Origin of the sequence: Pseudomonas sp. (genome assembly GCF_030683065.1) — a bacterium.
Lineage (GTDB): Bacteria > Pseudomonadota > Gammaproteobacteria > Pseudomonadales > Pseudomonadaceae > Aquipseudomonas.
Genome location: NZ_JAUXMX010000038.1, coordinates 1 through 22,012, shown reverse-complemented (window position 1 = coordinate 22,012; position 22,012 = coordinate 1). Strand labels below are relative to the sequence as shown.

The window sequence follows — 22,012 nt, the reverse complement described above, 5'->3', positions numbered from 1 at the left end:
ACATGAGCGGATTTTCATTATGGCTCAAGGCACCTAATGCCTTAATTAGAAGCCGGATATACGGAAGCAGTCGTACCTAGGTTCGTTTGAAGAGCGTATCACTGGCAAAACGGGGGGAGTCCATATACGGATGCAATCCGGGAGCGGTTGCTCGGTGCTGGATTTGCCCCGGATTGCATCCGGGCTACGCAGCTGTCGGGGCGCTACGGCAAGCGTCGGGCACAACTCCACCGCGTGGACGCCGCTAACCCAACGCTGCAGTCGTGCCAGGCGTTACCCGCTTTTTTGCCGACTGGCGCCTTGCCCTGCTTCTCCCGGCGCGGCGCTGCAGTTAGAGTGCTGCGGATCCTGCGCGTGAAGGCGCTAACACTTGATGGGTGAGGGCAGCATGGCGCTAACGTCGTGGGTGGTGTTAGGGCTGTTCGTCATGACCTACCTTGGCATGGCTGCGGGAGGCATTGCAGGTTTGCGCGTCGACCGCAGCTGGATCGCCGGCTGCGCGGCGGTGGTGCTGCTGTTCTGCGGGGTTCAGTCGCCAGGCGAGGCGGCCAGCCATCTGGATGCCGGGGCATTATTGCTGCTGTTGGCGATGATGTTAATTTCTGCGCAGTTCGATTTTTCTGGGGTTTATGCCTGGCTCAATGCTCAACTCAGCCACCATGCACAGCGCCCGGCGCGGTTGCTGGGTGGTGTGGTACTGCTTGGCGGCGTGCTGTCGGCGCTGCTGGTCAATGACATCGTCGCTTTCGCCCTGACCCCGCTGCTGTGTCACAGCCTATTGGCGCGTGGCCTCGATCCGCGGCCGTTTCTGCTGGCCCTGGCCTTGTCCTGCAATGCCGGCTCTTCGGCCAGCCTGATCGGCAACCCGCAGAACATCTTGATTGGTCAGGCCGGCGGCCTGGATTTCTGGTCGTTTACCTTTATTGCAGGGCCGCCGGCACTGGCCGCCTTGGCGATCACCTATGCAGTTATCTGGCTGCAATGGCGCAAGCGTTGGGGCGTGGCCAAGCCGTTGGCGGTGGAGGAAACCCCGGTCGAGCGGATCTATGGTGCGCACAGCTATCTCAAGCCGCTGCTGGCCAGTCTGGTGTTACTCGGGTTGTTTGCCACGCAGATCCCGCGCGAGTTATCGGCGCTGATGATCGCCGCCTTGCTGATGATTTCACGCCGCGTCGACAGCCGTGACTACGTGCACAAGGTCGACCTCAATCTGCTGTTGCTGTTCGCCGGGCTGTTCGTGGTAACCGGCGCCGCGTTGGGTCTACCGGAGGTTGCCAGCGTGGCCGCAACGTTACGCGACAATGGGCTGTTGCCCGAGGGCGTCGTGGGGCTGGCGACGGCCTCGCTGCTGGCCAGCAACCTGATTGGCAACGTGCCTTTTGTGGTGTTGCTGTTGGGGCTGATGCCGGATGCGTCGCCGTCGCTACTGGTTGGCCTGGCGGTGATGTCGACGCTGGCCGGCAACCTGCTGCTGATCGGCAGCGTGGTCAACCTGATTGTCGCTGAAAGCGCGCGGCGCCAGGGCGTGGCGCTGAGCTTCGTCGACTTTGCCCGCAGCGGTTTTCCGGTGACCATGCTGAGCATGGCCGTTGCGGGGTTATGGCTGGGCTATGGCGGCTGGTTGCCCTGGTAGGGCATCGCCTCCGTAGGAGACAGCTTGCTGGCGATGTGTTGTGTTACCCCCGACGATCACCGGGACGCGGTGACGTAGCACGCTGGCTTCTACAGGGTTTTCCAGCGTTCCTGCCGCCAGTTTTGCTGCTGCTGCGGGGTGAGGAAGGTCCAGGCGACGAAGCGGCTCTGCTTCTGGCCCTGGGCCATTTCCACGGTACGCACTTCGAGTGCGCCGGCCTGTTTCAAGGCGCTATAGACGCCGGGTAGGTTGCTGGCCTTGGAAATCAGGCTGGTGAACCAGAACACCTGCTGGGCATGCTGCGCGCTTTGCGTGATCAGGCGGGCGACGAAGGCCGCTTCGCCGCCCGGGCACCACAACTCCGCTGCCTGGCCGCCGAAATTCAGTACCGGCAGTTTGCGCTTGGGGTCGAGCTTGCCCAGGTTGCGCCATTTGCGTTTGCTGCCGCTGCTGGCCTCTTCCGCGCTGGCGTGGAACGGCGGGTTGCATAGCGTCAGGTCGAAGCGCTCGGTGGTTCCGAACAACCCCTGAAAGATGTGCTGGCTGTCCGGCTGCTGGCGCAGCTCGATAGCCCCGGCAAGTCCGGGGTTGGACTGCACGATGGCCTTGGCCGAGGCAATGGCTGTGGGGTCGATATCCGAACCGAGAAACTGCCAGGCGTACTCGCGATTGCCCAGCAACGGGTAGATGCAGTTGGCCCCGATGCCGATATCCAGGGCGCGCACCTGGGCGCCCCGCGGGATCTCGCCGCCATTGCAGCTGGCCAGCAGGTCGGCCAGGTAGTGCAGGTAGTCGGCGCGGCCCGGAATCGGCGGGCACAGGTAGTCGGCCGGAATATCCCAATGAGCGATGCCGTAGAACTGCTTGAGCAGCGCCCGGTTGAACACCCTGACCGCTGCCGGGTTGGCGAAGTCGATGCTCTCATTGCCATAGGGATTGATGATCACGAAGGCTGCCAGCTCTGGGCTGGCCTTGATCAGTGCCGGGAAGTCATAGCGACCCTGGTGGCGGTTGCGCGGATGCAACTGGCCTTTGGCGGCATCGGGCTTACCGGCGCCGGGTTTAGCCGAGGCAGGAGAGCGGGGCGCGGAAGGTTTACGGCTGGGGCGTTTAGTTGGCGATGACATGCGGGCGGTATCGGCAGGGGCGAAGCGCGGCATTTTCCCATAGCTGCAGCGGCTGTGCTGAAAAGAGTGTGCTCGATAGCATGGTTTCAGTGCTGCTGAACCAAACGAGCGGGCGCCTGCAGGTGGCCGCAGTAAGCGAGGGAGTGGTCACGGTCTCCTGTTATGCGCCGGGCCAGCTGCTGGCCGGGTGGTCGATCGGTAGCGCCAGCGCGTTCAGGGTGTCGAGCGGGTGAGTCGCTTGTTCAGGGATAACCCAGTGTGGTCTTGATCTGTGCCAGGTTGGCAGCGATCCATTGCGGGTTGATCGCGCCCCAGTCGCGAATGGCGTAGTGCCCGGCGTTATTGCGCTCGCCCGTCTGCTGGACGAACACGCAGTCAATATCCAGTTCGGTCAATGCCGCGAGGGTGTCTTGGGCAGTGCGCCGTGGCATGCCGGTGGCGTCCATCAGGGCAGGCACGCTGCAAGCCATGCCGCTGTCGATCAGCCAGGCCACATAGAGGCGGCGGTAGAAACTGGTGCGGGTTTTACTGATTTCCATAATCGCTCCTGCGTGAGGCGGCTGTCGGCATGACAGCCGCCTCGCTGCTTAGCTTACATGGCGAACAGGGCGATGTAGCTCAGCGCGCCGGCGATATAGCCGACAAAAGCCAGGCCGCTGATGTATTTGACGTACCAGATGAAGTTGATTTTCTCCATGCCCATGGCCGCTACACCGGCGGCCGAACCGATGATCAGGCAGCTACCGCCAGTCCCCGCGCAGTAAGCCAGCATTTCCCAGAAGTTACCGTCGACCACGAAGTTGCTCAGCCAGCTATCGCCGCCAGCTGCTGCCAGTGCTTCAGCGCTGATCAGCGGATACATCTTCATGGCACCGGCGACCATGGGCACGTTGTCCACCACGGCGGAGAGCAGGCCGATCGACATGGCGATGGTGTAGACGTTGCCCAGGCTGTCCTTCAGGTAAGACGCGACTTGCGTCAGGTGACCCGCAGTGGAGAGGCTGGATACGGCCAGCAGGATGCCGAGGAAGAACAGCACGCTGGTAACGTCGATACGGCGCAGTACGCCGACAACCGAGAGCGGGTCTTTGTCTTCGCTGTTCTTGCTGCGGTGGATGATTTCGGTGGTAACCCAGAGCACGCCAAGGCCGAACAGAATGCCCATGTACGGCGGCAGGTGGGTGATGGTCTTGAACACCGGCACGAACAACAGGGCACCGAGGCCCAGGCAGAACACCAGGTTACGCTCGAATGGGGTGGTCGGGTCGCGACGGCTCTCGCGGCTTTCTTTGACCTTTGGTGGCTTGATGTCGCCTTTGAGCACGAAGCTCATGATGGTCAGCGGCACCAGCAGGCAGATCAGGCTCGGCAAGAACAGCTTATAGATGATGCCGGTGGCGGTAACCTGGTTGCCGATCCACAGCATGGTGGTGGTCACGTCGCCAATCGGCGACCAGGCGCCGCCGGAGTTGGCGGCGATTACCACGATGCCGGCGTAGAACCAGCGCTCATGCTTGTCGTCAATCAGCTTGCGCAGCAAGGAGATCATCACGATGGTGGTGGCCAGGTTGTCCAGTGCGGCAGATAGGAAGAAGGTGATCAGCCCTACCAGCCAGAGCAGATGCACCCGTTTGGTGGTGCGGATGCGGTCGGTGATGACCTTGAAGCCTTCATGGGCGTCGATCAGCTCGACGATGGTCATGGCGCCCATCAGGAAGAACAGGATCTCGGAGATTTCCCCGAGGTGATGGCGCAGTTCGCCGACCACCAGGTCGGTGTTATTGGTCGCGTGGGCACCTGCTTCAATCAGCGGCAGGATGCTGTCTGCGCTTAACACCAGTACCGTCCAGGCCAGCACTGCGGTGAGCAGTGCCGATGCGGCTTTGTCGATTTTCAGCGGGTGTTCCAGGGCGATGCATAGATAGCCGAGCACGAAGATCACGGCCATAAGCATGTAGGCATACATAGGCGAGGTTTCCAGTCAGAGGTTTAAGGGTCGAAATGTTTAGAAAAATAATGGGCGGCAGAATGCACCAATAGGTCGGTTACTGGAAGGCATGAGGTACGCAGGGGTCGTTAATCGTGACTAAATGTCGCATCGCCTTGACGGCAGGCAAGAAGAGTTTTTATGGCTTGCAGTGGGCTGCACCGACATACGGTAGCGCGCTCTGGCGGGTTGTCGCTGCGCTCCGAACGGACGGCGCCCCGGCCGCCCTACGGCCGCGCCGACCCATTGATCCAGTCCACAGGGTCACTCGCCGCAGGCAGGGCGCCATGGTTTATCGGCGCGGTACATAATTGATGGGCTGTCACGCATAAAAAAGCCCGCGGTCTGGCGACGGCGGGCTTGGAGTTTGCGACGTGGTTTTGGCTTACAGGCTGGCGATACGCTCGCGCTGTTCGACCAGCTTGCCCAGCGCCTGCTCGGCCTCGGCCAGCTTGGCGCGCTCTTTGTCGAGCACCTCGGCCGGCGCCTTGGCGACAAAGCCTTCATTCGCCAGCTTGCCGCCGACTCGTTTGACCTCACCCTCAAGGCGCTGGATCTCCTTGTCCAGGCGCGCCAGTTCGGCGTCCTTGTCGATCAGTCCGGCCATTGGCACCAGCACCTGCATGTCGCCAACCAGTGCGGTGGCGGACATTGGCGCTTGTTCGCCGGCCTCCAGCACGCGTACCGACTCCAGCTTGGCCAGCTTATTGAGCAGCGGCGCGTTGTCGGCCAGCCGGCGCAGGTCTTCTGCGCTGGCGTTCTGCAGGATGATGTCGATGCGCTTGGCCATGGAGATTTTCATCTCGCCACGGATCTGCCGCAGGCCGAGCATCAGCTGCTTGACCCACTCGATATCGCCTTCGGCAGCGGCATCGATGCGCGACTCAGCAGCCACCGGCCAGGCCTGCAGCATGATGGTGTCGTCGCGCTCTGCACCTTGAGAGCAGCCGGCTTGCGCCTTGATCCGCTGCCAGATTTCTTCGGTGATAAACGGCATAAACGGGTGGGCCAGACGCAGCGCCACTTCCAGCACACGGATCAGGGTGCGGCGGGTGCCGCGCTGGCGCTCGATGGGTGCGGTTTCGTCCCACAGCACCGGCTTGACCAGCTCCAGGTACCAGGCGCAGTACTCGTCCCAGATGAACTCGTACAGCGCTTGCGCGGCCAGGTCGAAGCGGAAGGCGTCGAGCTGGCGGGTCACTTCGGCTTCGGTGCGCTGCAGCGAAGAAATGATCCAGCGGTCCACCGAGGACAGCTCGACCGGCTCACCATTGACGCCGCAGTCCTGGCCGTCGGTGTTTTCCAACACGAAGTTGGCGGCGTTCCAGATCTTGTTGCAGAAGTTGCGATACCCCTCGACCCGGCCCATATCGAACTTGATGTCGCGCCCGGTGGAGGCCAGCGCCAGGTTGGTGAAGCGCAGGGCGTCGGTGCCGTAGGCGGCGATGCCCTCGGGGAACTCGGCGCGGGTCTGCTTGGCGATCTTCTCGGCGAGCTTGGGCTGCATCATGCCGCTGGTGCGTTTCTCCAGCAGCTCGTCGAGGGTAATGCCGTCGACGATATCCAACGGGTCGAGCACGTTGCCCTGGGACTTGGACATCTTCTGGCCTTGGCCGTCGCGCACCAAGCCGTGCACATACACGGTCTTGAACGGAATCTGCCCGGTCAGGTGGGTCGACAGCATGATCATCCGGGCGACCCAGAAGAAGATGATATCGAAGCCGGTGACCAGCACGTCGGTGGGGTGGAAGGTCTTCAGCTCCTCGGTCTGCTGCGGCCAGCCGAGGGTTGAGAAGGTCCACAGGCCGGAGCTGAACCAGGTGTCCAGCACGTCTTCGTCCTGGCGCAGGTTGGCATCGCCCAGGTTGTGGGTGGCGCGTACTTCCGCGTCGTCGCGGCCGACATAGACGTTGCCGGCATCGTCGTACCAGGCCGGGATGCGGTGGCCCCACCAGAGCTGACGGCTGATGCACCAGTCCTGGATGTCACGCATCCAGCTGAAGTACATGTTCTCGTACTGCTTGGGTACGAACTGGATTTCACCGCTCTCGACCGCCGCGATGGCTTTCTCGGCCAGCGGCTTGGTGCTGACGTACCACTGGTCGGTCAGCCACGGCTCGATGATGGTGCCGGAACGGTCGCCTTTCGGTACTTTCAGGGCGTGGTCGTCGATGCTTTCCAAGAGGCCAGCGGCCTCGAAGGCAGCAACGATTTGTTTGCGTGCCTCGAAGCGATCCAGGCCAGCGTATTCGGCCGGCAGGCTGCCGTCGATCTCGCTGTTGACGCTGCCGTCGACATTGAACACCTGGGCTTGCGCCAGAACGGCGGCGTCCTTGTCGAAGATATTCAGCAATGGCAGGTTGTGGCGCTTGCCGACTTCGTAGTCGTTGAAGTCGTGGGCCGGGGTGATTTTCACGCAACCGGTGCCGAACTCGGGGTCGCAGTAATCGTCGGCGATGATCGGAATACGCCGGCCAACCAGTGGCAGCTCGACGAAGGTGCCGATCAGGGCTTTATAGCGCTCGTCTTCTGGATTAACCGCCACGGCGCTGTCGCCGAGCATGGTTTCCGGACGGGTGGTGGCGACGATCAGGTAGTGCTGGCCGTCAACCGTGGTGTTGCCGTCTGCCAGCGGGTAGCGCAGGTTCCACAGGTGACCTTTCTCGTCGTGGTTTTCCACTTCGAGGTCGGAGATGGCGGTGTGGAACTTGGTGTCCCAGTTGACCAGGCGCTTGCCGCGGTAGATCAGGCCGTCTTTATGCAGACGGACAAAGGCTTCTTTCACCGACTCGGACAAGCCGTCGTCCATGGTGAAGCGCTCGCGCGACCAGTCCACCGAGCTGCCCAGGCGACGAATCTGCCGGGTGATGGTGCCGCCGGACTGCTCCTTCCATTCCCAGACTTTCTCCAGGAATTTCTCGCGGCCCAAGTCGTGACGGCCAATGCCGTCAGCGGCCAGTTGACGCTCGACCACCATCTGCGTGGCGATGCCGGCGTGATCGGTCCCCGGTTGCCACAGGGTTTTGCGGCCCTGCATGCGGCGGAAACGAATCAGGCAGTCCATGATCGAGTTGTTGAACCCGTGACCCATGTGCAGGCTGCCGGTGACGTTCGGCGGCGGGATCATGATCGTGTAAGGCTCGCCTGCACCCTGCGGGGCGAAATAGTTGTTCGCCTCCCAGTTCTGATACAGGGCGGTTTCAATGGTGTGCGGCTGGTAGGTCTTGTCCATGCGCGGCGGGACCCTTATGACGGCTGGTCGGAAAAGCCGACAAGTATAACGGGGAAGGTGCGCGGGGCGTAAGGCCGGCCTGGGAGTTGCGGACTGGCGGGGCCGATCAACCCGGATGTAATCCGGGGATTTCTGCGCCTGGTAAACGCTCCCGGATTGCATCCGGGCTACGGGAATTGCTATTTGCGCGGCGGTAGCAAGCGAGTCAGGCGCGCTTGCAGGCGCCGTTTCAGTTCGGCCTCGATCTGCGGCACGAAGTCGTCGATCACATCCTGCAGAATCAGCTCGGCGGCAGCGCGTAGTTCATTGTCCAGGCGGTTCAATTCGCTGTCGCGATGGATGCTGCTGCGCAGGGATGTCGCCTGGGCGGGCTCGGTAGTTGGCGCAGAACTCGGTGCCAGTGGCGGGGTGACGATATCCGAGAGCAGAGGAATAGTGTCTGGATCGATCGAATCGGTCAGCAGGGGTGGGTCAAGATTTTCGTCGCCCAGCAGTTGGCGGATCGACTCAAGGTCGTCCAGCAAATAGGTGGGTTTTTGCGGTGGTTTTGGTGTGTCCATGGTGCAGAACTTAAAGTTCGACTCGTTTCGGATCATAGCCGCGCTGGCGGTAGCTGCGGAAGTTTTCCCGGCAGGCGGACAGTAGATCGGGTTCTTGGTTGACGATCTCAATCACCCGGCTGAACCGTTCGACAAAAGGCGAAAGGTTCGGGTTCAGGTTGATCAATACGCCTTGTTGAGCGCTCGGCTCCTCGTCCAGGCCAATCACTACCGGCGCTAGCGGGTCGTCCTGGTGCAAATTGTGCGGTACGAATGCTTCGGCCTTGAAATGCCAGAGAAGTTCGTCGAGCGCAGCGCACTGCTCGTTATCGCAACCGCGCAGAAACACCGGCAAGCCGGCACGCCAGGCCTTCATCGCCAGCTGGCAGGCCGCGCGCAGGCGGTCTGCCGGGGCGCTGGAGGACAATACGTAAAATTCTATTCGGGGCATGGTGATTTCGGTGGTGCTCAATATATACATTGAAGCGAATTGGCATCGCCTCTGCAAAATGTGCCAGGCCGTTTAAAAACGTAGCGAGCGAAGACTAGGCCGGGGCGCGTAGCAAGGCGAAATCAGGCTAAAAGCGGAGTGTACTGTTGTACATGAGCATTTTTAGCCTGATTTATTCACTTCGTTCACCCTGCGGGCCAGCCGGAGGCTGTTACTGCGCTTCGCTTCGTTTCAACGCAGCATAGTCAAGCGCAGTCGTTTTTAATGGCCTGTTAGCCTTGGCTGCGATCCAGCAGGTACTGGGTCAGCATCGGCACCGGTCGGCCGGTGGCGCCTTTTTCCTTGCCGCCACTGATCCAGGCGGTGCCGGCGATATCCAGGTGCGCCCAGTGGTACTTCTTGGCAAAGCGCGACAGGAAGCAGCCTGCGGTGATGCTGCCGGCTTTTGGTCCGCCGATATTGGCGATGTCGGCGAACGGGCTGTCGAGCTGTTCCTGGTACTCGTCATACAGCGGCAGCTGCCAGGCGCGATCGTCAGCGGCCAGGCCAGCGCCCAGAATCTGCTGCACCAGTTCCTCGTTGTTGCCCATCAGGCCGGAGACATTGCTGCCCAGCGCGACGATGCACGCGCCGGTGAGGGTGGCGATGTCGATTACCGCCTGCGGCTTGAAGCGCTCGGCGTAGGTCAGGGTGTCACACAGCACCAGGCGGCCTTCGGCGTCGGTGTTAAGAATTTCCACGGTCTGCCCGCTCATCGTGGTGACGATGTCGCCAGGACGAGTAGCGCCGCCGCTCGGCATGTTCTCGGCGCAGGCCAGCAGGCACACCAGATTGATCGGCAGTTGCAGCTCCAGCACAGCCTTGAGCGTGCCGAAGACACTGGCGGCGCCGCACATGTCGTACTTCATTTCATCCATGCCGGATGCCGGCTTGATGCTGATGCCGCCGGTGTCGAAGGTGATGCCCTTGCCGACCAGGGCGAAGGGTTTTTCGTTTTTCTTGCCGCCCTGGTAGTTGAGCACGATCAAGCGCGGTGGCTGGTCGCTGCCCTGGGCCACGGCGAGAAAGGCGCCCATGCCCAGTTCCTTGAGTTTTTTCTCGTCGTGAATTTCGACCTTGAGGTTCTTGTAGGTCTTGCCCAGGGTCTTGGCTTCTTCGGCCAGATAGCTGGGGTGGCACAGGTTGGGCGGCAGGTTGCCGAGGTCGCGGGTGAACGCCATGCCGCAGGCAATCGCCTGGGCGTGCTGGGTCGCGCGCTCGACATCGGCCTGGTCGGCCTTGGTGCTGAGCAGGGTCAGCTTCTTCAGCGCCTTGGCGGCAGCTTTCTCGCTCTTGAAGCGATCAAATTGATAGTCGCCATCGGCCAGGCTTTCGACGATCAGGCGGGCTTTGCCGTAGGCGTCACGGCCTTTGACCTGGATTTCGTCCAGAGCCAGCACCGCATCGCTGCCGCCCAGGGTTTTTAATACGCCATGCACGGAGGCGATCATTTTGCGCAGTTGGCGGTCCGATAGTTCAGACTCCTTGCCGCTGCCGACCAGCAGTACGCGCTCGGCCTTGAGATTGGGCAGGTTGTGCGCGAGCAGGGTCTGGCCAAGTTTACCGGCGAGGTCGCCGCGCTTGAGCAGCGCGCTGATCGCCCCGGCGCTGGCGTTATCAATTGCTTTCGCCGTTTCACCGAGCGTGTGGCCTTCGCCGATGGCAATGACCAGCGTGGCGGTTTTCAGGGTTTCCGGGCGAGCGCTTTTGACAATAAATTCCATGGCGTGGTGTCCCCAAGACAATGAGTCGTTATTGCAGGATAATGCCGGTTATTTTTCGATGGTTCGTCTGCGTGCGAACCGGCAAACAGTGTGGCTAGTGTGATCGTAGCCGCCTGAGCCTGACAACCCTGGAGTGTCTGGTTTGATCGTGTTCCGTTATTTGTCTCGTGAAGTACTGGTTACCTTGAGTGCGATGAGTGCCGTGCTCCTGGTGATCATAATGAGTGGCCGTTTCATCAAATACCTGGCGCAGGCGGCCCAGGGATTGCTGGACCCGGGCGTGTTGTTCATGATCATGGCCTTTCGCCTGCCGGGCTTCCTGCAGCTGATCCTGCCGTTGGGGCTGTTCCTCGGCATCCTTATGGCCTACGGCCGGCTCTATCTCGACAGCGAGATGACGGTGCTTTCGGCCACCGGCATGAGTCAGCAGCGCTTGCTGGTCTACAGCCTGGCGCCGGCCTTGCTGGTCGCCCTGTTGGTGGCCTGGTTGAGCATGGGCCTGGCGCCCCAGGGCGTGGCGCAGGTGGCGAAGATTTTCAACGAGCAGGATGCCCTGACCGAGTTCGATACCCTGGTGCCTGGGCGGTTCCAAGCCATGAAGGACGGTTCACGGGTGACCTACACCAAGGAGCTGTCGGCAGATCGTGGCGAGTTGGCCGGTATTTTCATCTCTGAGAAGCGTTTTTCCCGCGAGGGCGACAAGGAGCGCGGCATCACCGTGCTGGTGGCGGAAAGCGGGCGCCAGGAAATTCAGGCCGACGGTAGTCGCTATCTGATTCTGCAGAACGGTTTCCGTTACGACGGCAACCCGGGCGAAGCCAACTACCGGGCGATCCAGTACGACACCTATGGCGTGCTGTTGCCCAAGCCCTCGGTCAGTGGCGAGGTCAGCGAGCGTGAAGCGGTACCGACCCGTGACTTGATCGGCAGTACCAATCCGCGCTTGCAGTCCGAATTGCAGTGGCGCCTGTCGCTGCCCTTGCTGGTGTTTATCGTGACCCTGCTGGCGGTGCCGCTGTCGCGGGTCAATCCGCGCCAGGGTCGTTTTCTCAAGCTGCTGCCGGCAATCCTCTTGTATATGACTTACCTGGCACTGCTGATCGCGGCGCGTAGTGCGCTGGATAAAGGGCGAATCCCTCAGGCTTTAGGGCTGTGGTGGGTGCATGGAGTGTTTCTGTTGATTGGTCTTGTGCTGCTTTACTGGGAGCCGTTGCGTCTGAAGTGGGCCAGTCGCCGTGCCGGGTCGGAGGTGGCTCATGCTTAGACTTGATCGTTACATCGGTACCCAGGTGTTTTTCGCAATCCTCACTGTGCTGGGGGTTATCGTAGGCTTGGCACTGCTGTTCGCCTTTATCGATGAGATGGGCGACGTTGGCGACAATTACGGTTTGCAGGCGGTTGCCTGGTACGTCTTTCTGACTCTGCCAAGGCGCGTCTACGAGATGCTGCCGATGGCGGCCTTGATTGGCTGCCTGGTCGGGCTGGGTAGCCTGGCCAGCAACAGCGAACTGACCATCATGCGCGCAGCCGGGGTTTCAATCGGGCGCATCGTCTGGGCGGTAATGAAGCCCATGCTGGTGTTGATGCTGGCGGGCATTCTGATCGGTGAGTACCTGGCGCCCTGGAGCGAGAATCGGGCGCAGGCGGATCGCGCCATGGCTCAGGGCGCTGGTGAGGCGCAGAGCTCCAAGCGCGGCCTGTGGCATCGCCAGGGTGAGGAGTTCGTGCACATCAACGCGGTGCAGCCCAATGGCGTCCTGTTTGGTGTGACCCGTTATCGCTTCGATGATCAGCGCCACATGCTGTCTTCCAGCTTTGCCCGCCGTGCGCAGTATCAGGGCGATCATTGGCAGCTGGAAAATGTGGTAACCACGCATTTTCGTGAGCGCAGCACTGAAGTGGTGAAAGCCCCGAGTGAGCGCTGGGATGTCGAGTTGAACCCGCAGTTGCTTGGGACTGTGGTGCTGGAACCTGACGCGTTGTCGGTGACCGGCTTGTGGCGTTATATCCACTACCTGGCTGAGCAGGGCTTGAATAACGGCCAGTATTGGCTGGCGTTCTGGACCAAAGTGCTGCAGCCATTGGTGACCGCCGCGCTGGTGCTGATGGCTATCTCCTTTATCTTCGGTCCATTGCGCTCGGTAACCTTGGGGCAGCGGGTTTTCACTGGCGTGGTGGTGGGCTTCGTGTTCCAGATTACCCAGGATTTGCTCGGGCCTTCCAGTCTGGTATTCGGTTTCTCGCCGTTGTTCGCCGTACTGATACCCGCGTCCATTTGCGCTTTGGCCGGGGTCTGGCTGTTGCGCCGCGCGGGATAGTTCCTGGCGTTGACAAAAAGCCGGCGCATGCGCCGGCTTTTTGGTTTTTCTACGGCGTGTTCTTGTGGATGTTCTTCGGCAACTGCACGGTGTGACTGTCGGAGTAGATGTCATGCCAGCTGCGCTTGTCCTTGTTCCAGAGCACCCAGAAAAATCCCAGGCCCAGGCACAGCCAGGAGGCAATGGCGACCAGAAAGCGCAGCAAGGCCTGCCAGAGGCTGATGGCAGTGCCGTCGGCGTTCTGGATGCGAATGCCCCATACCTGCATGCCCAGGGTTTGGCCGCTGTGCGTCCAGAATTTGCTGAAGAAGCCAAACAGGCTGAGTACCAGCAGGGTGGACAGTAAAGGGTCGCCATCCAGTGCGCCGGCATCGGAGAGCTGCTTGAGCTGCTCTTCGCCGTAAAAGCCCATCAGGGCGAGCTTGTAGGCAAAGGTCACGACGATCAGCAGGGCCAGGCACAGCAGAAAATCGTAGAACATCGCCGCGAGGCGACGAGGAAGTCCTGCAGAGGGGAAGTCACCCTGCGGGCGCAGCAGATGTTTGGGCATGTTGGGCTCGATATGCAATAAGGCGCTAAGTCTTGGCGATGCGAATCGCGGTATTGATGAGATAAAAAACTATCTCCGTATTAAATGTCGAGGGCGTTATTTCGCTCCTGCAAAGGCGTGTAACAACTAACGATGACCGCGCCATAAAAAAACCGACGTCGCCATAAGGGGTTCTTCAGCACCGCAGGGTTATTCCTGGATTTGCACCTGGTCAGCCTGCATGCCTTTTTGACCCTGAACAGCTACGAAGCTGACTTTCTGGCCTTCTTTAAGGCTCTTGAAGCCGTTGCCCTCAATCGCCCGAAAGTGCACGAATAGATCCGCACCGCTTTCAGGGGTAATAAAGCCGAAACCTTTCTCGTCGTTAAACCACTTGACCGTACCGCTCTGGCGATTTGACATGCCTTATATCCTTGCGCCGGGGTTAATGACAGCCTCTGGCAATAGAGGGCTGAGACTGGCTGCAAAGAATGATGCGACGTCGAATGGACGATCTGCTGTACCAGGCCACGCTTTGCAGCGACCCATGCAAACGCAGTGGAAATTACTCTACGCCAACTCAAAGGCAAATGCCCCCTCGCAGGGGGCCGTGCTTTAGGCGTTATCCAGCAGATCTTTGAACCGCCGCTGGTGATGCTGAACTCTCCGCTCGCGCTCACCCTACTAACGCAGGCTTACCGGTCTTCCCGCTGAGCTTTTGCGCGGGGACGTGAATCACAGGCAATAAAAAACCGGCTCAGGGGCCGGTTCTCTAGGGGTTCAGGTCGTTTGGGTACGGCCTGATATGTTTGTATGGTGCCCGGGGGAGACTCGAATACTACAGCTAAAGTGGCGTTTTAGAGGCTTTCATTAGGATGTGGTGCCTGCGTCTACTCACAAATCTACCCGCTTTTCAACGCCCTGCGTGCCTATCCAGCCCGGCTGGATAGATTGAACCGTTTTGGTTTGCTAGATGCCTGTGAGCGCAGCTTTAAGCTTTAACTCTCTGCTACGAACGATAGATGCCAGCGCTGAGCTGTCGCTGGCCGCGGAGAGGGGACGACTGCGGACCTTGGGCGCATACGTCTTTCGCTCGATGATGTTATCCATTCAGGATAATTTGCTACTTATGCCCTGTTCCAAAGCCTTTTTACAGTGCTGAGCGAAACGTCCAATTGTTTTGCCACTTCACTCTGCGAGTGGTGAGCCAATTTAAGCCTTTGAACATCCATCGCTGCCGCTTTTTGCGGGCGACCAAGGGACTTACCCTCGGACTTTGCCCGCGCCAATCCCGCCTGCGTCCGCTCGATCAGCAAATCCCGCTCAAACTCGGCTACCGAGGCGATCACTGACATCGTCATCTTTCCGGCTGGCGAGGTAAGGTCAACCCCTCCTAGCGCCAGGCAGTGAACCTTGATGCTCCTGTCGTCCAGCAGCTCCACGGTTGAGCGTACATCCATCGCGTTGCGGCCAAGTCGGTCCAGCTTGGTCACGACCAGCACGTCATTTTGCTCCATGCGTTCAAGCAGCTTGTTAAAGCCTTTTCGGTCGCTGGTAGGGACTGAGCCTGAGACAGTTTCTTCGATGCAGCGTTGCGGTTGAATATCGAAGCCTGCAGCTTTTATTTCTTGGATTTGATTCTCGGTGGTTTGGCCGAGAGTGCTGACGCGGCAGTAGGCAAAGGTTCGAGACATGAGAGGCCTCTTGGTGTCAAAATCATAGGGTCATTATTTGTTAGGTGCCATAATCAGTCAAGCCTATATTTTGACACTAGATAACCGTTTGATGGGTGACGGTGTCAAAACCGGTCGTTTCTGACCTTAGGGGTGGTCTGAGAAAGCCCATCTCCGAAAAATAGGTCCGTAACCATAGGGCTGTATCGGGGGGGCCGTGTGTGGGGTAGCGCTGCAAAATATTGCCTTCGCAAGCATAATGCAGCCAACGCAATGTTGTTTTCTCGACCGAAAGGACTCGAAGCCCCCATGTTTGAACAAGCCTTCAAAAACATTGATGACATCTTTCACAAAGACGCCGGCTGCTCCAGCGAGCTGGATTACACAGAGCAATCCTCTTGGATGCTGTTTCTTAAGTACCTTGATGACTTAGAAGGCGAGAAGGCTTTAGCTGCCCAGCTGATGGGCGAGAAGTACCAGTACATTATTGATGATGCCCATCGCTGGGGAACGTGGGCGGCACCGAAAGACGCTGCCGGTAATTTTGACCACAACAATGCCCTTACCGGCGATGACCTGATGGACTATGTGGATAGCGAGCTATTCCCCTACCTCAAAGGCTTCAAGCAACGAGCCGAGTCCCCGGATACCATTGAGTACAAGATTGGCGAAATTTTTGGTGAAATCAAAAATAAAATCCAATCGGGATACTCACTGCGTGATGCGCTAGAGAAGGTCGATGAATTGCGCTTTCGCTCACAGGCAGAAAAGTACGAGCTGTCGCACCTCTACGAAACCAAAATCAAAAATATGGGAAACGCTGGCAGAAACGGAGGTGAGTACTACACACCGCGCCCGCTGATTCGCGCCATGATTGATGTCGTCAAGCCACAGATAGGTGAAACCATCTATGACGGTGCTGCTGGTTCGGCGGGTTTCCTGTGTGAAGCTTATGACTATCTGCGCCAAGGCGGGCGAGACAAGAAACCACTTTCCACTAATGATCTGAAAACCCTGCAAGAACGCACCTTCTACGCCAAAGAGAAGAAGTCGTTAGCCTACGTAATTGCCATCATGAACATGATCCTGCATGGCATTGAAGCCCCCAATGTGATTCACACCAATACACTGGGGCAAAACCTGCAAGATATTCAGCCCAGCAACCAGCACGACGTGATTTTGGCCAACCCACCTTTTGGCGGTAAAGAGCGTCCGGAAGTTCAGCAGAACTTTCCCATTAAAACCGCTGAAACCGCTTTTTTATTTTTGCAGCACTTTATTAAAATGCTGAAACCTGGCGGTCGTGCTGCCATCGTGATTAAAAACACCTTCCTGTCCAATGGCGACAACGCTGCCGTTGCCTTGCGTAAAGACCTGCTTGAAAACTGTAATCTGCACACGGTACTCGACTGTCCTGCCAAAACTTTTTTGGGCGCAGGCGTAAAAACAGTGGTGCTGTTTTTTACCAAAGGCGAGCCGACACAAAAAATCTGGTTCTACCAGTTAGATGTTGGCCGTTCACTGGGTAAGACCAATCCGCTAAATGACAACGACTTGGCTGAGTTTGTTGAACTGCAAAAGACATTCGCAGATTCGGATAATTCATGGTCGGTGGATGCAGCTGCTATTGATGCTGGTAGCTATGACCTATCAGCGAGAAATCCGAACAGTGGTGAATCTGTTGAGCATCGCAGTCCGCAAGACATCATGATCGAAATCGCGGATCTAGATGCTGAGAGCGCGGATGTACTTGCGAAGATCAGGACCATGCTATGAACTCTGGATGGGTCACCAGAAAACTTAGTGATGTGCTGGAAGTCCAGAATGGATATGCCTTCGACTCTGAACGCTTCAGCTCTACTGGCGGAGTACCGCTGATTCGAATTCGTAGTTTAAAGGCGGGCATTGAGAGTCAGACATTTTTTAGCGGTGAGTACGATGCGAAGTATCTGGTCGATACCGGAGACTTGCTTATTGGAATGGATGGCGAGTTTGGCTGTTATCAGTGGATTGGTGGAAAAGCCCTACTAAATCAACGAGTGTGTCGCCTTCAAAAATTTGCCACTGAAATCACACCTCGTTTTTTGTTTTACGGGGTAAATAGCTATTTAAAGGCAATTGAAGATGTCACAGGCTATACGACTGTGAAGCATATTTCTTCAAAGCAAATTTTAGATATTGATTTCCCCGTCCCTCCTCTTCCAGAACAACAGCGCATCGTCGCCATTCTCGACGAAGTCTTTGCTGGTATCACCGCCGCACGCGCTAACGCCGAACAGAACCTCAAAAACGCCCGTGAATTATTTGAAAGTAATTTGCATAGTGATTTTTCAGAAAAGGCTTTCTTAGGTGATTTGGTTGATATAAAAACAGGAAAACTTGATGCGAATGCGGCAGTTGAAAATGGTAAATATCCATTTTTTACGTGTTCAAGATCTATTTACGCAATTGATGATTTTGCTTTTGATTGTGAAGCGATTCTTCTTGCGGGAAACAATGCTGTTGGTGATTTTAATGTTAAGCACTATAAAGGTAAGTTCAATGCTTACCAGAGAACCTATGTTATCACTGTGAATGCCAATGCACGGGTTTTATATCGTTTCTTGTATTTTCAAATTCTAAAAAGCTTGAAAAGATTTAAGGAGCAATCTGTTGGCGCAGGCACGAAATTTCTAAAAATTGGGATGATTAAAGAGTTAGAAATCTCTCTTCCAGGTTTAGATGAGCAACAACGCATAGTGTCGAGAATGGACTCTATTAAAGAAGAAACTCAACGATTGGAGTCTATCTATCAACAAAAAATTGCCGCGCTTGATGAGTTGAAAAAAGCACTGCTGCATAAAGCTTTTTCGGGCGAACTGTCAAACAACAAAAGCAATGGAGATGCTGCTTAATGTCATCAGGTAATCGCAACGAGGCCAATACACGCGCTGACTTGATCGATCCCAAGCTAATTGCGGCTGGCTGGGGCGACGTTGATGGAAGCTATATTCGCCGTGAGGTAAGCATCACTTTGGGGCGTATTATTGGTGGGGGCAAACGCGCTTCTAGCCTAAGCAGTGATTACGCCCTTGAGTACCGTGGCCGCAAGCTGGCGGCGGTTGAAGCCAAGCAGGAGAGCCTCAGCTATACCGAGGGCGTTCGCCAGGCAAAGGATTACGCAAAGCGATTACAGTGCCGCTATGGTTACGCCACCAATGGTCATGAGATTTATCAGATTGATATGCTCACAGGGGAAGAAGGGCTGGTTGAGCAGTTCTTAAGCCCTGAGGCAATGTGGGAGCTGACTTTTAGCCCAGAGAGCGGCCAAGCTGAGCCCGAGTTCGCTTCTGTGTGGCGTGAGCGTTTTGGCCAAATACCCTTTGAGTCAAAAGGTGACTGGCAGCCCCGCTACTATCAGGAAAATGCCATCAACAATGCGTTGGAGGCCATCGCCAAAGGTAAGCAGCGTATTTTGCTCACGCTGGCTACGGGCACTGGTAAGACCTGTATTGCTTTCCAAGTCGCGTGGAAATTATTCAATAGTCGCTGGAGCCTGCAAGCACAAAAGAACCCCAGTGCAGCAAAAAAACGGCCGCGCATCCTGTTCTTGGCTGACCGTAATCTCTTGGCTAACCAGGCTTTTAACGACTTCGCCTCCTTTGGTGAAGATGCCATTGTGCGCATTAATCCAGGGGAGATTAAAAAGACAGGTGCGGTGCCGAAAAACGCCAGCGTGTTTTTTACTATTTTCCAAACCTTCATGAGCGGAGGCACAGATGCGGATGGTAACGACACACCGTACTTTGGTGGTTACCCGTCGGATTTTTTCGACCTAGTGATTGTGGATGAATGTCACCGTGGCGGCGCTAATGATGAAAGTTCGTGGAGGGAAATTCTGGATTACTTTTCGCCTGCCGTGCAGCTAGGTTTGACGGCTACCCCTAAGCGAACTGACAACGCCGACACTTACAATTATTTTGGTGATCCGGTTTACAACTACGCCCTTAAAGAAGGCATTAACGACGGTTTCTTAACACCCTTTAAGGTGTACCCCGTCGTCGGCACGATGGATGAGTACGTGTTTACCCCTGGAGATGGTGTCGTCGTAAAGGGTGAGCCTGAAGCCGGCAAGGTCTACAAAGAGGGTGATTTTAATCGATTAATCACCATCCCAGAGCGCGAAATAAAGCGTGTCCAATATTGGATGGATCGCTTTAAGCCCCATGAGAAAACCATCGTTTTTTGCGCGACCCAAGAACACGCTGGCAATGTGCGTGATTACATCAATCAATACGCCGTAAAAAAAGGCTGGACGACTAACCCCTTCTATTGTGTACGAGTTACGGCGGATGATGGCGTTGCAGGTGAAACCGACCTGAAGACCTTCCAGGATAATGAAAAAACCATTCCTACCATTCTTACTACCTCACGCAAACTTTCAACTGGCGTGGATGCGCGCAACGTGCGCAATATCGTACTGATGCGCCCCTGCAACAATATGATTGAGTTCAAGCAGATCATTGGTCGCGGTACGCGCATGTACGATGGTAAGGAATACTTCACCGTTTTTGACTTTGTGAAAGCGCATCATAATTTCGCTGACCCCGCTTGGGACGGTGAGCCAGAGCCAGCTGGTGAGCCTTGTGAGGTTTGCGAAAACACACCCTGCAGTTGCGTTAAAGAACCCTGCACAGAGTGCGGCTTTAGCCCCTGTGGTTGTCCAAAGCTTTGCGCCAAATGTGGTACTGCGCAATGCACATGCCAGCCGCAAACGTGCGCTGAATGTGGTTCATCTCCTTGCACATGTCAGCCGATACTTTGCTCAGAATGTAATGCGGCACCCTGTGTGTGCACCAAGAAGGAAAAGATTCTGTTCAACTTGAGTGATGGCAAAGCTCGACAGATTCACCATGTCTCATCAGTGATGTACTGGAGCCCTGATGGTAAGCCTATTACGGCTAAAGAATTTGTTGAGCGCCTGTTTGACGATTTGCCTAGATTCTTTGAGAACGAAGACCAACTGCGCCAGATATGGAGTGATCCAACTACCAGGGAGAAGCTGCAGTTCGATCTGAGTGAGGCCGGTTACGACGAAGAAACACTGGATAGCATGAAGGATCTGATCGACGCCAAAGACAGCGATGTGTATGACGTTTTAGCGTATGTAGCCTACGCAGCCGAAACGCATACGCGCAAAGAACGTGCAGACATGGCAAAGCCGGCCATCAATCATGCTTTTGTGGATCAGAAGCAACAGGACTTTATTGATTTCGTGCTCAGTAAATACATCGAAGATGGCGTGGCTGAATTGTCACCGAAAAAGATGAAAGTTTTACTTGAGCTGAAGTACAACACTATCAGAGACGCTACCTCTGTGATCGGCTCACCTGACGTTATCAACAAAACCTTTGTAGGGTTTCAGCGGTTTTTGTATGAAGGCTAGGACGCTAGCGGTGCGCCTTGCCTCTGAGTTGAGGCAAGGCGCAGTCATTGCTGTGGAGCGCGCACATATTTCCTTAGTGAATGTGGGGCTGTGGTTGGCTTGCCTTATTCATACTGCTCGCAGGCCAGTTTCAGCTTTTTGCTAATATCAGTACGCAGTGTTTGAGGTGCTAACACCTCAATACCATCTGCTTGCGACAGCACCCACCAATGCAACTGCCAGCTATCAAGCACCGTTGCACTTAGCTCATGTATGCCTGCTTTCGTGTTGATCAGCATGTCATGTGAGAGTGGTGTTTCTATGAGTTGAGTTGCCAGTTCATCACTGATGATGGCTTTAAGCTGGATCATTTCGCCCTGACTGAACTGCAGCGCGCCACCCCGTATATAGGTTTTCAGATCAAAGTCATCTGGCCTTCTGGCGGCAATCGGCAGGATTTCGGCTTGTCTGAAACGATGCATGGCGAACAAACGTACATCTCTATAGGGCTCAACTGTGGCGCTCAGGTAGGTGATGTTGCCGCGCAGAATCAGGGCCAGGGGGTTGAGTGTCAGGTTTCGCATTTTATTGGTGTGTGCAGAGAAGTAGGTCGATGCTATTTGCAGGTCGTCCAGCAGCGCTTGCTGTATGACCTCAAGCAATTTCTCATCAATGTCAGGCGCGATCAGATTCAACTCTGGCGGTACGCTGGCAATCTTGTCGATCCAGCGCGCTGCTGGTACATGCCCGGTAAGAGCATCCAGTTTGTGCCTTGCCTGGGCAAATCGCGGTTCAAGGCTTTTCAGGATACTGCTCGGCAAAAGGGGGCGTAGGCCGTTTTCAACCATCTGCAGTGTCAGGGCTTCGCTCAGCGATACTCCAGGCAGATCTGAGGGGGCACCTGGCACCCAGTACCAGCCTTGAGGTTTGCCCTTGTCATTGCACTGCAAGGGGAACACCAGGGACAGCTCATTGAGGTCGCGCTCAACAGTACGCTTGCTGATCTTGTAGCCCGCGTCGGCGAGCCGCGCCGTCAGCATTTGCGCGGTGTCGCCTGGCATTCGGTTAGGCAACATCTTGAGCAATTCCCACTGGCGGCTCAACGTGCTTCGGCTGTTCGCGGCAGGCATGGAAGTCCTTACAAGAGTGAAGTCTGATATGTGGATTTAATGGGGTACTGGCACCCGTTAAGGCCAAACCAAGGCCAGAGCTAGGGCCTGAATTCATAGAATAAGTGCAACGCTTGAAACGATAGGCAGAGGGCCAGCCACCGGTAGAATCCAGGCTCTCACACCAAAGGATTCAAGCGCAGATGACTACGCATTACCGGCAGCTGACCCGGGCCCAACGTTACCA

17 protein-coding genes are annotated in these 22,012 nt (G+C 56.8%); 6 read left to right on the top strand and 11 right to left on the bottom strand.

Annotation, left to right across the window (positions count from 1 at the left end; genetic code table 11):
* Positions 1-388: 388 nt before the first annotated feature.
* Positions 389-1,633, top strand: coding sequence for an SLC13 family permease (locus Q8K09_RS12730; protein ID WP_305255340.1), 1,245 nt, complete (start codon positions 389-391; stop codon positions 1,631-1,633).
* Positions 1,634-1,722: 89 nt separating this feature from the next.
* Here the strand turns inward: Q8K09_RS12730 and rlmF are convergent, their stop codons facing one another.
* From rlmF to Q8K09_RS12695, 7 genes are all read right to left on the bottom strand, one after another.
* Positions 1,723-2,760: a 23S rRNA (adenine(1618)-N(6))-methyltransferase RlmF gene (gene rlmF, locus Q8K09_RS12725; RefSeq protein WP_305255339.1), complete on the bottom strand. Its 1,038-nt coding sequence runs from the start codon at positions 2,758-2,760 to the stop codon at positions 1,723-1,725.
* A 242-nt stretch (positions 2,761-3,002) separates the two neighbouring features.
* On the bottom strand, positions 3,003-3,299 hold the full coding sequence (locus tag Q8K09_RS12720; RefSeq protein ID WP_305255338.1) for a winged helix-turn-helix domain-containing protein: 297 nt from the start codon (positions 3,297-3,299) through the stop codon (positions 3,003-3,005).
* Between the two features lie 53 nt (positions 3,300-3,352).
* A complete protein-coding gene (gene nhaD, locus Q8K09_RS12715; protein ID WP_305255337.1) occupies positions 3,353-4,726 on the bottom strand; it encodes a sodium:proton antiporter NhaD in 1,374 nt (457 codons plus the stop codon).
* Between the two features lie 406 nt (positions 4,727-5,132).
* Complete coding sequence (locus Q8K09_RS12710) at positions 5,133-7,979, bottom strand: valine--tRNA ligase (RefSeq protein WP_305255336.1); 2,847 nt, start codon at positions 7,977-7,979, stop codon at positions 5,133-5,135.
* Positions 7,980-8,158: 179 nt separating this feature from the next.
* Positions 8,159-8,539, bottom strand: coding sequence for a DNA polymerase III subunit chi (locus Q8K09_RS12705; RefSeq protein ID WP_305255335.1), 381 nt, complete (start codon positions 8,537-8,539; stop codon positions 8,159-8,161).
* Between the two features lie 10 nt (positions 8,540-8,549).
* Complete coding sequence (locus Q8K09_RS12700) at positions 8,550-8,969, bottom strand: DNA polymerase III subunit chi (protein WP_305255334.1); 420 nt, start codon at positions 8,967-8,969, stop codon at positions 8,550-8,552.
* Between the two features lie 272 nt (positions 8,970-9,241).
* A complete protein-coding gene (locus Q8K09_RS12695; RefSeq protein ID WP_305255333.1) occupies positions 9,242-10,732 on the bottom strand; it encodes a leucyl aminopeptidase in 1,491 nt (496 codons plus the stop codon).
* 142 nt (positions 10,733-10,874) lie between these two features.
* Between Q8K09_RS12695 and lptF the strand changes: the two genes are divergently transcribed.
* Together lptF and lptG are read left to right on the top strand one after the other, a co-directional pair.
* Complete coding sequence (lptF, locus tag Q8K09_RS12690; protein WP_305255332.1) at positions 10,875-11,996, top strand: LPS export ABC transporter permease LptF; 1,122 nt, start codon at positions 10,875-10,877, stop codon at positions 11,994-11,996.
* Positions 11,989-13,050, top strand: coding sequence for an LPS export ABC transporter permease LptG (gene lptG / locus Q8K09_RS12685; RefSeq protein WP_305255331.1), 1,062 nt, complete (start codon positions 11,989-11,991; stop codon positions 13,048-13,050). The genes lptF and lptG overlap by 8 nt, the downstream gene beginning before the upstream one ends.
* A 49-nt stretch (positions 13,051-13,099) precedes the next feature.
* Here lptG and Q8K09_RS12680 read toward each other — a convergent pair whose 3' ends face one another.
* The 3 genes from Q8K09_RS12680 to Q8K09_RS12670 all read right to left on the bottom strand — a co-directional run bounded on the left by Q8K09_RS12680 (position 13,100) and on the right by Q8K09_RS12670 (position 15,273).
* A complete protein-coding gene (locus Q8K09_RS12680; protein WP_305255330.1) occupies positions 13,100-13,600 on the bottom strand; it encodes an RDD family protein in 501 nt (166 codons plus the stop codon).
* A 189-nt stretch (positions 13,601-13,789) separates the two neighbouring features.
* Positions 13,790-14,002 carry a cold-shock protein gene (locus Q8K09_RS12675; protein ID WP_305255329.1) on the bottom strand — a complete coding sequence of 71 codons (213 nt, stop codon included), beginning with the start codon at positions 14,000-14,002 and terminating at the stop codon, positions 13,790-13,792.
* A 704-nt stretch (positions 14,003-14,706) separates the two neighbouring features.
* Positions 14,707-15,273: a recombinase family protein gene (locus tag Q8K09_RS12670; RefSeq protein ID WP_305255328.1), complete on the bottom strand. Its 567-nt coding sequence runs from the start codon at positions 15,271-15,273 to the stop codon at positions 14,707-14,709.
* 288 nt (positions 15,274-15,561) lie between these two features.
* Between Q8K09_RS12670 and Q8K09_RS12665 the strand changes: the two genes are divergently transcribed.
* From Q8K09_RS12665 to hsdR, 3 genes are read left to right on the top strand one after another with little or no spacing between them, the layout of a single operon-like run.
* Positions 15,562-17,028: an N-6 DNA methylase gene (locus tag Q8K09_RS12665; protein WP_305255327.1), complete on the top strand. Its 1,467-nt coding sequence runs from the start codon at positions 15,562-15,564 to the stop codon at positions 17,026-17,028.
* Positions 17,025-18,146: a restriction endonuclease subunit S gene (locus Q8K09_RS12660; RefSeq protein ID WP_305255326.1), complete on the top strand. Its 1,122-nt coding sequence runs from the start codon at positions 17,025-17,027 to the stop codon at positions 18,144-18,146. The genes Q8K09_RS12665 and Q8K09_RS12660 overlap by 4 nt, the downstream gene beginning before the upstream one ends.
* Positions 18,146-20,677: an EcoAI/FtnUII family type I restriction enzme subunit R gene (gene hsdR / locus Q8K09_RS12655; protein WP_305255325.1), complete on the top strand. Its 2,532-nt coding sequence runs from the start codon at positions 18,146-18,148 to the stop codon at positions 20,675-20,677. Before Q8K09_RS12660 ends, hsdR begins: the two co-directional genes overlap by 1 nt.
* A gap of 104 nt (positions 20,678-20,781) precedes the next feature.
* Here hsdR and Q8K09_RS12650 read toward each other — a convergent pair whose 3' ends face one another.
* Positions 20,782-21,786, bottom strand: coding sequence for a YafY family protein (locus tag Q8K09_RS12650; protein ID WP_305255324.1), 1,005 nt, complete (start codon positions 21,784-21,786; stop codon positions 20,782-20,784).
* Positions 21,787-22,012: the final 226 nt, after the last annotated feature.